General features: G+C 74.6%; 11 protein-coding genes and 1 pseudogene. 10 read left to right on the top strand and 2 right to left on the bottom strand.

The annotated features are described in order from the left end of the window. Positions 1–277 precede the first annotated feature (277 nt). The 4 genes from AB0K80_RS32820 (at position 278) to AB0K80_RS32835 (ending at position 2,698) form a co-directional block, all read left to right on the top strand. Positions 278–1,024: a nucleotidyltransferase family protein gene (locus AB0K80_RS32820; RefSeq protein WP_365676019.1), complete on the top strand. Its 747-nt coding sequence runs from the start codon at positions 278–280 to the stop codon at positions 1,022–1,024. Next, positions 1,021–1,308 carry a BON domain-containing protein gene (locus tag AB0K80_RS32825; protein WP_365676020.1) on the top strand — a complete coding sequence of 96 codons (288 nt, stop codon included), beginning with the start codon at positions 1,021–1,023 and terminating at the stop codon, positions 1,306–1,308. Before AB0K80_RS32820 ends, AB0K80_RS32825 begins: the two co-directional genes overlap by 4 nt. Next, a complete protein-coding gene (locus AB0K80_RS32830; RefSeq protein WP_365676022.1) occupies positions 1,305–2,072 on the top strand; it encodes a metallophosphoesterase in 768 nt (255 codons plus the stop codon). Before AB0K80_RS32825 ends, AB0K80_RS32830 begins: the two co-directional genes overlap by 4 nt. A 233-nt stretch (positions 2,073–2,305) precedes the next feature. Next, positions 2,306–2,698 carry a DUF2267 domain-containing protein gene (locus tag AB0K80_RS32835; protein ID WP_365676024.1) on the top strand — a complete coding sequence of 131 codons (393 nt, stop codon included), beginning with the start codon at positions 2,306–2,308 and terminating at the stop codon, positions 2,696–2,698. 558 nt (positions 2,699–3,256) lie between these two features. Here the strand turns inward: AB0K80_RS32835 and AB0K80_RS32840 are convergent. Further along, positions 3,257–4,720, bottom strand: a complete 1,464-nt coding sequence (locus tag AB0K80_RS32840; protein WP_365676026.1) for an ornithine decarboxylase — start codon at positions 4,718–4,720, stop codon at positions 3,257–3,259. Between the two features lie 160 nt (positions 4,721–4,880). Between AB0K80_RS32840 and AB0K80_RS32845 the strand changes: the two genes are divergently transcribed. The 6 genes from AB0K80_RS32845 to AB0K80_RS32870 all read left to right on the top strand — a co-directional run bounded on the left by AB0K80_RS32845 (position 4,881) and on the right by AB0K80_RS32870 (position 10,184). Beyond that, the gene (locus tag AB0K80_RS32845; RefSeq protein WP_365676027.1) at positions 4,881–6,074 is read left to right on the top strand and encodes an amidohydrolase; all 1,194 of its coding nucleotides are present in this window, start codon (positions 4,881–4,883) and stop codon (positions 6,072–6,074) included. A gap of 72 nt (positions 6,075–6,146) precedes the next feature. Next, positions 6,147–6,692, top strand: coding sequence for a DUF1360 domain-containing protein (locus AB0K80_RS32850; RefSeq protein WP_365676029.1), 546 nt, complete (start codon positions 6,147–6,149; stop codon positions 6,690–6,692). Positions 6,693–6,697: 5 nt separating this feature from the next. Next, entirely contained in the window at positions 6,698–7,174 is a 477-nt protein-coding gene (locus tag AB0K80_RS32855) for an ATP-binding protein (protein ID WP_365676031.1), read from the top strand. A gap of 90 nt (positions 7,175–7,264) precedes the next feature. Continuing rightward, positions 7,265–7,798: a DoxX family protein gene (locus AB0K80_RS32860; RefSeq protein ID WP_365676033.1), complete on the top strand. Its 534-nt coding sequence runs from the start codon at positions 7,265–7,267 to the stop codon at positions 7,796–7,798. Between the two features lie 102 nt (positions 7,799–7,900). Beyond that, positions 7,901–8,467, top strand: coding sequence for a hemerythrin domain-containing protein (locus AB0K80_RS32865; protein ID WP_365676035.1), 567 nt, complete (start codon positions 7,901–7,903; stop codon positions 8,465–8,467). A 358-nt stretch (positions 8,468–8,825) separates the two neighbouring features. Continuing rightward, a complete protein-coding gene (locus AB0K80_RS32870; protein WP_365676037.1) occupies positions 8,826–10,184 on the top strand; it encodes an MFS transporter in 1,359 nt (452 codons plus the stop codon). A gap of 41 nt (positions 10,185–10,225) precedes the next feature. Here the strand turns inward: AB0K80_RS32870 and rfaE2 are convergent. Beyond that, positions 10,226–10,974: pseudogene (rfaE2, locus tag AB0K80_RS32875) on the bottom strand (D-glycero-beta-D-manno-heptose 1-phosphate adenylyltransferase); the annotation flags it as partial.

Consider the following 10,974-nt stretch of genomic DNA (forward strand, 5'->3'; position numbering starts at 1 on the left):
TTTGCCCCATATTCGGCCTTTGACCGCCCGCGCGCTCGCCGGCGGTCCGCCACCCACGGGGCCGCTCCGGGGTACCCCTCTCACCGCGTCTCACCCGCTCTCACCGCGTCTCACCCGCGATTGTGATCACCTTCACCGAGCCGGGGCCGGCCGTGCGCTCGGGGCCGGATCGCCCCGTGTCGGAGCGGGGGCGCCGGGTACTCAGTGGTCGCACACAGGCCGTCACCGGCCCGGCACACACCAGGCAGAGCACCTTCGGTCAGCGAATGGAGTGGTCATGACGCAGAACGGCGAGGAGGCGGCGCCGGTCCGGCGCCCGGGGATCCCCGACCTCCGCCTGGCCACGGAGACACCCGGTGACACACCGGGGCCGGAGTCACGGCCCGAGGAGGCCGAGCGGTTCCTGCCCCGGGACCGCAACCAGGCGATTCTGGAAGCGGCCAAGCAGGTCGGCGCCCTCCTCAAGCGCGACGGTCATCTGTTCGCGCTGGCCGGGAGCGTGGCCGCCTACGCCCACGGCGGCGAGAAGAACCTCCAGCACGACGTCGACTTCTGCATCCGGCCGGAGGACGCCGACGCGGTCGCCGCCACCCTGCGCGGGGCGGGGCTGACGGTGTACGCGCCCCCGGAGGACTGGCTGATCAAGGCGACCTGTTTCGGGCAGCCCGTCGACATCATCTTCGAGCTGGCGCACCGGCCGGTCACCACCGGGATGCTGGAGCGCGCCGAGGAGCTGTCGGTGGAGTCGGTGCGCATGCCCGTACTGGCCCCGACCGACCTGCTGTGGAGTCTGCTGGCCGCCTTCTCCGAGCACCACTGCGACTTCGGCGCGGTGCTGCCCATCGCGCGCGCCCTGCGGGAGAAGGTCGACTGGGAGCTGGTACGGCGCGAGAGCGGGGACGCGCCCATGCCGGCCGCCTTCCTCTTCCTGCTGGAACGCCTCAACGTCATCGCCCCGCAGAAGGATCCGGAGCAGGATCCGGAGCAGGGCCCGGACAAGGACCCGCACAAGGAGCACCCATGAGCAACCACGGCGCACAGCCGGCGGGCGGCGACCCGGTGGTGCAGAGCTTGGACTACCGTGTCGCCCACCTCCAGGAGCACCTCGCGAGCGGGGACCTCGGTGAGCTCGGCGTGCGGGCCGAGGTGCGCGGCGACGCGGTGCTGCTCACCGGCACCGTGCCCTCGGCGACCTGCCGCGACGAGGTGCTGCGGCTGGCCCGCGACGAGCTGGCCGGGCACCCGGTGCACTGCGACATCGTGGTCACCGACACGTCCACACCCGACCACGCGGAGGAACTCGCATGATCCGGATCGCCGCCGTCGGAGACATCCACCTGAGCCCGGAGACCCAGGGCGTGCTCCGTCCCGCGTTCGAGACCCTGCCCGAGTGCGCGGACATCCTGCTGCTGGCCGGGGACCTCACCCGGCACGGCACGGTGGAGGAGGCCCGGGTGGTGGCCCGGGAGATCGAGGGCCTCGGGGTCCCGGTGGTCGCGGTGCTCGGCAACCACGATCACCACGACGACCGGCCGGACGAGGTCACCGCCCTCCTCGAGGACGCGGGCGCGCGGGTCCTGGAGGGGCAGGGCACGGTCGTGGAGAGCGGGGGCAGGCGGATCGGTGTGGCCGGCACCAAGGGGTTCGGGGGCGGCTTCGTCGGCCGCTGCGCCGGGGAGTTCGGCGAGCCGGTGATGAAGGAGTTCGTCCGGCACTCGCGGCACTGTGCCGACGGGCTGCGGGCCGCGCTGGAGCAGTTGGGGACGCAGGGCTGTGACGTACGGATCGCCCTGACGCACTACTCCCCCGTTCCCGAGACGCTGGCCGGGGAGCCGCTGGAGATCTATCCGTTCCTGGGCAGTTATCTGCTGGCGGAGGCGATCGACACGGCCGGGGCCGACCTCGCGGTGCACGGGCACGCCCACGCCGGCTCGGAGCACGGGATGACGAGCGGCGGCGTGAAGGTGCGCAACGTCGCCCAGCCGGTCATCGGCCGGGCCTTCCACGTCTACCACCTGCCGGTCCGCGAACGGGTGACGACCGGCACGGCATCGGCGACAACCGCGGACTGACAGCCTCACCCCCCTCACCCGAGAGCCGCCGGCACGCGCCGGCGGCTCTCTCCTGTGGACGGACAGCGGGCCCGGTACGGCCTGTTGTGTGAACCCCCGTAACGCCTGCCGGTCTTCACGCTGTCTGCCTGCTTGGGCGGCAGCCCGGGAGCGGGCTGACGGGGTGTCGGCACGGTGCGGTCGGGCACCCGGGCGGAGAGTCACGAACCGTTCTCACGAAAGGTGCGTTCCTCATGCGGTACGACGAGTTCCTCGCGAAGGTCAGGGACCGCGGTGAGTACGCGGACCAGGAGGAGGCGGCGAAGGTCGCCGAAGCGGTGCTGGAGGTCCTGGCCGGGCGCATCACGTCCGCCGAGACGAAGGACCTGGCCGCCCAGCTCCCGGCGCCGCTGGACGCGAAGCTGACGGCGGCGGCGAGCGAACAGCCCGAGAGCTACGGGGTGGAGGAGTTCTGCCGGCGCGTGGCCGAGCGCACCGGGGCCCGTGAGCGCACGGCGCAGTGGGACGCCGGCGCGGTGCTGACGACGCTGGCCGAGAACGTCTCCCCCGGCGAGCTGAACCAGCTCATCAGCCAGCTGCCCACCGGGTACGCGGTGCTGTTCGGCAAGCCGGACCTCGCCGACTGACCGCGGCGCGATCCCGTACCGCCGGCTCCCCGGTGCCGCGCGCACCGGGGAGCCGGTCGTGTCCCGGGAGCCGGGACCGTACGGTTGCCCACCGAGGGCGCCCCGCGCCTCGGCGGCGGCCCCGCTCAGCCGCCCTGCGCGAGCGCGTCGCCGCCGTCCGGGCCAGACGCACAGCACGTCGCCGGGCACGACACGCTCGGCGACCGGGAGCCCGACGCGCGCACGGGCGCCGAGTGCGCGCGCCGCGTCGTCCACGCGGGCGACGGCCTCGTCGGCGACTTCGTACGGATGCGTCGTGCACGGTCCCTCGTGCGTCACCGGGCGCCGACCCGACGGGCTCGGCTGCCCCAGGCGCACCGCGTCGCGCGCAGCGACACGTGCGCGACCCGGCCGCCCTGCGTGAGCGCGTCGCCGCCCCGACCACGCCTACGGCACCGGCGACACACTCGGCCGCCCCAAGGACCCCGGCGCGGCCCGCGCGGCGCCAGGCGCGCCGTATCGCCTGCCCCCGGGACGACGACCCCGTCGGCGACATCCGTGCGCCGCCGCGGCGGCTCCTCAGCGCCGGGCCACCACCCGCAGCGTGCGCACCGAGGAGTCGGCCGCGTCCGGGATCAGGACGCCGTGTTCGACGCCGCTGCGCAGGTAGTCGAGGATCTCCTTCGTGATCACCTCGCCGGGGGCCACCGCCGGGACACCGGGCGGGTAGGGGCTGATCATCTCCGCGGAGATGCGTCCCGCCGCCCGCTCGGCGGGCACGTGTTCGACCGGGGCGAAGAACGCGTCGCGGGGCAGCATGGCCTGTTCCAGTTCGAGCGCGGCGGGCTCGGGCAGGTCTACCGGCGGGCGCTGTTCGATGGACTCGGCGTTCTTCACCAGGGCGCGCAGGGCGTCCAGCAGGACCTGTTCGGTGGTGTCGTCGTCGGCGTGCGTGATGGAGGCGCTGATGCGGCAGGTGTCGGAGCCGCCGACGTCCACGTGGCGGTGGGTGCGCAGCCACTCGGCGGCCTGCATGCCGCTGATGCCGAGCTCCCGTACATCGATCACGATCTTGAGGGGGTCGAGGTCGGCGGCGAGGCCCTCTTCGACGATCTCCCGGCCCATCGGCCGCAGGCCGGGCAGGTCCGCGGCGGCGGACCGGATCCGTTCGGCGCGGCGCAGCGCGGCGTCCAGCAACGCGTGGCCCTGTTCGACCATCTGGCGACGCCAGCCGTCGAGCGTGGCGAACACCAGGGTAGAGGCGCTGGTCGTGCCGAGCAGGTCCTCGCGCTGCTTGAGCGCCTCGGGCGAGATCCGGTCGTACTGGAGGTGGAAGACGGAACTCTGCTCGATCGCGCCGCCCATCTTGTGGACGCTGGTGACCACCAGGTCGGCCTCGGCGTCCATGCCCCAGGCGGGCAGGCCCGGGTGGAAGGGCAGGTGGGCTCCCCAGGCCTCGTCGACGATGAGGGGGACGTCGAACTCGTGGCACGCCCGGGCCACTCCCCTGATGTCCGCGCAGGATCCCCAGTCGGTGGGCGTGATGAGCAGCATGCCCTTGGCGTCCGGGTGCTCTTGGAGGCGGCGCCGTACGTCGTCGGGCTCCGGCGGGTGGGCGATGTGGCGTTCGGCGTCGAACTTGGGGTGCACCCAGATCGGTTCGACGCCGTTGACGACGACGGCCGCGATGACGGACTTGTGGGCGTTGCGGGACAGCAGCAGCTTCTCGCCGGGTCCGGCCGCCGCGAGCATGGCGGTCTTGACCGACAGGGAGCTGCCGCAGGTCGAGAAGAACGCCTGGTCGGCGCCGACCGCGTCCGCCATCAGCTCCTGCGCCTCGCTGATGACGCCCTGCGACTGGCGGCGGTCGTCCAGCCCGTTGAGGGAGAGCACGTCGGAGCGGAACACGTCCAGGCCCACGATCTCGGCCACACGCGGGTCCACGCCGCGGCCCTGCTTGTGGCCCGGCGGCCCGAAGGCGACGTCGCCTCGACGCCGGAACTCCTCGAGCGCCTCCAGCACCGGCACGCGCGAGTGGTCCATCGTTCCTCCCAACCGGCCCGGTCCGTGCACGCGGGCACACCGTTCGTATTGCACCGGGACGCCGGCCGAAACCCCGCAGGTGTCACGGCACCCGCCGGTGAAACCCGTACCAGGGCAGGCGCCCGCCCGGCGCGCGACACCGGCACCCAGGAGGCGGCCCGTGGTCCGCAGGCTCGACGACGTCCATCAGGCCGTCCGCAAGGAGGTGTCCGCCCGGGCCGACGCGCTGTGGGAGGTCGCCCTGCGGCTGCACGGCGACCCCGAGTACGCCTTCGCCGAGCACCGGGCGGCGGCCCTGCTCTCGGGCGAGCTGGAGCGGGCCGGTTTCGCGGTGGAGCGCGAGGCGGCCGGGCTGCCCACCGCGTTCGCCGCCCGCTCGGGCCGCGGCCGGCCCGCCGTGGCCCTGCTGCTGGAGTACGACGCGCTGCCCGGGCTCGGGCACGCCTGCGGGCACAACCTCATCGCGGCGGCCGGTCTCGGCGCGGCGCTGGCGGTGCGGGCCGCCCTGCCGGAGGGGACCGCCGGGAGCGTGCTGGCGGTGGGCACCCCCGCCGAGGAGGGCGGCGGCGGCAAGGCGCTGCAGGTCGAGGCCGGGCTGTTCGACGGGGTGGACGCCGCGCTGATGTTCCACCCGGGGGTGTACAGCTGGGCGCGGGCGCCGCTGACCGCGCAGGTGCAGTACCGGGTGGCGTTCCACGGCCGGGCCGCGCACCCCACCGGCAGTCCGACGGAGGGGATCGACGCGCTGGCGGCGCTGGTGGAGCTGTTCAACGTCCTGGCGGTGCTGGGGCGCCGTCTGCCGCAGGCCTCGCACGTGCAGGGCATCGTCACGCACGGCGGTACGGCCACCAACATCGTCCCGGAGTACGCCGAGGGCCTGTTCGGGCTGCGCGCGGCCACCACCGGGGCGCTGGAGGAGCTGACGGAGCAGCTGCGCGGCTGCGCCGAGGGGGTCGCCCGGGCCACGGGCACCACCACCCAGGTGGAGCGCGCCACGGTGCGCTACGAGCACTTCCGCGACAGCGAGGTGCTCTCCGAACGGTTCGCCCGTCACCTGGCCCGGGCGGGCATCGCCCTGACCCCGCCCGAGCCGGGCGTGTTCCTCGGGTCGTCCGACATCGGCAACGTCAGCGCGCGGCTGCCCGCCATCCACCCCTTCGTCGCGATCATGGACGCGGACGGCTCGGACCACACCCCCGAGTTCGCCGCGGCCGCCGCCTCCGACCGGGCCCGCGAGGTGCTGCTCGCCGCGACCGAGGCCCTGGCGTGCACCGCGGCGGACGTCCTGCTCTGCCCGGAGCTGCGGGAGCAGGCCTGGGCGCGGCGCGGGGAGACGGATCCGGCGGGGCGCTGACGGGTGTGGTGCCGGGCGCCCCGGGCACTCGGGGCCGCGCCGGGCCAGATGAGTATCGAGCCAGGAGGTGCCATGGCGCAGCCGGCTGCCGCGTACAGCGCACACACCGAGGACGTGGCGGACTCCGGATTCTCCGGATTCTCCGGATACGACGACCAGGGCGAGGTGCCCCTGAAGGGTTATGCCGCGCTCACCGGGACGTTCGCGGCGGGCATCGCGCTGTTCGCCGTGACGGCGCGGCGGCGTGGGCTGCGGCTGCCCGACCGGGTGCCCCCCTGGGACCTCGCGCTGCTGGGGACGGCCGCGTTCAAGGGGTCCCGGCTGCTGGCCCGGGACAAGGTGACCAGCTTCCTGCGCGCGCCGTTCACGCGCCGCGCCGAGGAGGGCGAGGGCAGCGAGGTCGGTGACACGCCGCGCGGCGGGGAGTTCCGGCGGGCCGTCGGTGACCTGGTGACCTGCCCGTTCTGCGCGTCGGCCTGGGTGGCGGGCGCGCTGACCGTCACCTACGCCTGTGCGCCGAGGGCCGCCCGGCTGGTGTGCGCCGGGCTGAGCGCGGTGACGGTGGCCGACTGGCTGCAGTACGCCTGGACCCGGACCCAGCGGTCCGCCGGGGACTGAGCGCGGTGCTCGACCTCGCCGTACTCGTCGGGCTCCAGGCGTCGGGCAAGTCCGCGTTCTACGCCCAGCGGCTGAAGGACCGTTACGCCCTGGTGAGCAAGGACGCCTTTGCGCGCGGGGCCCGCCACAAGCAGCAGCGGCAGATGCGGCTGATCGAGCAGGCGCTGGCGGCCGGGCAGCCGGTGGCCGTCGACAACACCAACCCCTCCCCCGAGGAGTGGCGCCCCCTGGTGGCCGCCGGGCACGCCCACGGCGCCACCGTCACCGCGTACTGGTTCCCGCCGGACCTGGCCGGCTCGCTGCTGCGCAACGCCGCGCGCACCGGCCGGGCCCGCGTGCCCGACGTCGGCGTCCGTGCCACGCACGCCCGGCTGCGCCGCCCCTCCCCCGCCGACGGCTTCGACGCCGTGTTCAGCGTCCGCTTCGACGGGCACGGCGGTTTCGACGTACGGCCCGTACAGGAGACCTCCCGGCCGGGGTGACGGCCCGCCGGGCGCCGTTCGGCCGATTGTCCCGCGGCCGGGCGGGGAACCCGGCGACCGCTGTTGCCACCGACATTGTGGAGAGGGCCCATGAGTGTGTTGCGCGTGCTCGGCCGTCCCCTGCTGGCCTCGATGTTCATCGCGGGCGGCATGGAGGCGGTCCGCAAGCCCAAGGAGCTCGCCCCGGTCGCCGAGCCCGTCGTGGAACCGGTGCAGGAACGCGTCCAGGCGCTGCCGGACCGCACCGAGCAGGTGGTGCGGCTCAACGGCGCGGTGCAGGTCGCGGCGGGGCTGATGCTGGCCACCGGCCGGATGCCGCGCCCGGCCGCGCTCGCCCTCGCGGGCACGCTCGTGCCGACCACGCTGGCGGCCCACCGCTTCTGGGAGGCGGAGGACCCCTCGGAACGCGGTGCGCAGCGCATCCACTTCCTCAAGAACCTCGCCATGCTCGGCGGCCTGCTGATCGCAGCCGACGACACCGGCGCCGCCCCCTCGCTGCTGTGGCGCGGCCGGCACGCCACGCGCGACCTGCGCCGTGAGGCCGGCCTGCTGCGCCGCTCGGTGCGCGCGACGGCCGGCCCGGCCGGGACCGCCGGACGGATCAGGGCGAAGCTCCCCGTCTGACCGGCCGGCGCGCGAGCCCGCGTTAGCCCCCTGGGGACCGGGGGACCCGGGGGGCGTGGTGGATCCGGTCCGGAACCCCTACGACCTGCTGGAGGTAAGGACATGGGACACGGAGGAAACGTCATCGACGAACTGGTGACCGATCACCGGGAAGTCGAGGAGCTCTTCGGGAAGATCGAGGGGCTGCCGCCCGGTCACCAGGACCGCAAGCTGTACGCCGACCAGGCCACGATCGAACTCGTACGGCACTCGGTGGCCGAGGAGCAGTACCTCTATCCGGCCGTCCGGGAGCACGTGCCCAACGGCGACGCCATCGCCGACAAGGAGCTCGAGGACCACGCCAAGGCCGAGCAGATCATGAAGGACCTGGAGGGCTGCGACGCGGGCGACCCGGACTTCGACCGGCTGATCGGCATGCTGATGAACGAGATCCGCATGCATGTCGCGGACGAGGAGGAGAACCTCTTCCCCAGCCTGCGCCAGGCCTGTCCGATGGACGCGCTCAACGAGCTGGGCGACAAGGTCCGGCAGGCGAAGAAGACGGCGCCGACCCGGCCGCACCCGTCCGCCCCGGACAAGCCGCCGATGAACAAGCTGCTGGGCCCGGGCGCCGGGATGGTCGACCGGATGCGGGACGCGCTGACCGGCCGCGGCAAGAAGCAGGACTGAGGCCGGCCGGCACCGCGGCCGAGGCAAGGGGCCCGTCGCCACGGCGACGGGCCCCTTTCCCATGCCCTCCCTTGTGCCCCTTCCCGGTGCCCCGTTCCGGCGCGTTCACCCGCATCCCGCGCGGTTCCGCCGCTCCTGTGATCAACCACACTCACCGCAGCAAGTACCCCGGAGAGGTGGGTGGTTCGGGCCCGTACGGGGTCGCGGGCGCGGCGGAGCGTCACCGGGCGGGCGATCGCTTCTGCCACGATGGTCCGCGCCTCCCCGCGACGAGGAGCCGCCGCGCAGCGCAGCCGGTGCTTCCCGCTCCCGTCGCACCTCCCGCTGAGTCGTCCGACTCGTCCTCGAATAGCGCACTGTGTCTTCCTCGCCTGCCCCCGCCCCGCCCTTCCCCGCGCCCGAGCCCGGCTCCGCGCCCGTCCACCCCGCCTCGCGCTCGCCCTGGCGGTCGCTGCGGCACCGCAGCATGCGCTGGTGGTCCCTGGCGAACTTCGTCTCGAACGCCGGTACGTGGATGCAGCTGACGGTGCAGAACCTGCTGGTCCTGCAGATCACCGGGTCCGCCGCCGCCACGGGGCTGTCCATGTCCGTGCAGGCCGCTCCGGCGCTGGTCATCAGCGTGCTGGGCGGCGCGGCCGTCGACCGGTGGCCGCGGCGGCTCACGGCCGCCGTCAGCCAGGCCCTGCTCGGCGCGATCGCGTGCACCACGGCCGTCCTGGTGGCGCTGGACCGGCTCGACATGACGTCCCTGCTGGTGCTGGCCGCCGTGACCGGTGTGGTCGCCACCGTCGACGGACCGGCCTGTGCCCTGCTGGGCAACGACCTGGTGCCCGTCGAGGACGTGCCCTCGGCGATCGGGGTCGGGGCGCTGGTGCACCAGGGGGGACGGCTGGTGGGTGCCGCCCTCGCCGGTGTCACGGTCGGGTTCCTCGGCACGTCCGCCGCGTACGTCGCCAACGGGCTGTCGTTCCTGTTCGTGGCGTCGGTGATCCCGTTCCTGCGTCCGGCGTCCGGGGCGGTGCGGGAGGCCGCGGGGAGCCCGGCGAAGCGGCGGGACCACCCTCCCGGCATGACCGTCCGTGAGGGGCTGGCGTTCTTCGTGCGGCGCCCGCGGCTGCTCGCGCTCGCCGGAGTGACCGGGGTCAGCGCGGTCTTCGGCCGGAACTACGGGCTCACCCTGGCCGTGCTCGTCACCGGGCCGCTCGCGGGCGGCGCGGGGGCGTTCGGCACGGTGTCGACGGTGCTCGCGGCCGGCGGCATCCTCGGCGCGGTGCTCGGGGCCCGGCTGCGCCGCCCGTCCGTGCGGCTGGTGGGCGCGCTGGCCGCCACCGGGGCGCTGCTGCAGGTGGTGGCGGGCATGTCGCCGTCACTGGCCGTCCTGCTGGTGCTGGTGCTGCCGATGGCCGTGGTGGAGTCCGTCTCCGACACCGCCGGCACCGCCGTCCTGCAGACCGACCCGCCCGCGCACCTGCGGGGCCGGGTGCTCGGTGTCTGGGGCAGCGTCGGCACGGTGTGGAGCCTGGGTGGACCGCCCGCGCTGGGTCTGCTGACGGAGCTGGCCGGCGCGCGGGGCGCGCTGGTCACCGGCGGGCTGGTCGTCGCCGGGTCGATCGGGGCGGGGTACCTGCTGCGGGAGCGGCGGACGGTGACGCCGGTGGTCCTGCGCGGGGGCGGCGACGACATGCCGGAGAAGGCGGCCCTGGGGACGGCTGCCTGAGCACCACCGTGGCCCCGCAGGGCCCAGGGTCTGTCAAGACCCTAGGACGACTTCAGCGCTCCGGCCACCGCCTTCGCCGCCCTGCGCGTCAGCAGTGTCGTGGAGCGTCCGTCGAGGTACGGCAGGACGACCGCCTGCCCGCCCCAGCCGCGCAGTACCCGCGCCTCGGGCAGGTCCTGGACGGAGTAGTCCCCGCCCTTGACCCACACGTCGGGCCGCAGCCGGGCCAGCACCGCCTCGGGGGTGTCCTCGTCGAAGACCACGACGGCGTCGACACTGCCGAGCGCGGCCAGCACCCGGGCCCGGTCGGCCGCCGGGTTGAGCGGCCGGCCCGGGCCCTTGCGCCGGGCCACGGACGCGTCGGAGTTCAGGCACACGATGAGGCAGTCGCCGATGCGCCGGGCGCTCTCCAGCAGCCCGACGTGCCCGGCGTGCACCAGGTCGAAGCAGCCGCCGGTGGCGACGACGGTCCCGCCCCGGGCGCGGACCCGCTCGGCCAGCGCGAACGCGTCGGTCGTGGGATCGTCCGCCGCGCACTCGGCCGGCTCGCTCTCCCACAGCTCCGGGTTGCCCGCACCGCCCGCGGCGACGAAGGCGGCGGCCTCGGTGACGGCGCGTTGCAGCGCCTCCTCCGGAAGCAGCCCGTCGGCCAGCGCGGCGGCGGTCGTGGCGGCGAAGCAGTCGCCCGCGCCGCACGGGTCGCCGCCGGCCCGGTAGGGCGCCGGCACGAGCATCGGCGTTCCGGCGCGCGGCCGGGTCAGCACAACTCAGCGCTCGCCCAGCGTCACGG

The organism is Streptomyces sp. NPDC052682 (genome assembly GCF_040678435.1).
In the GTDB taxonomy this organism is placed as follows: Bacteria; Actinomycetota; Actinomycetes; order Streptomycetales; family Streptomycetaceae; genus Streptomyces.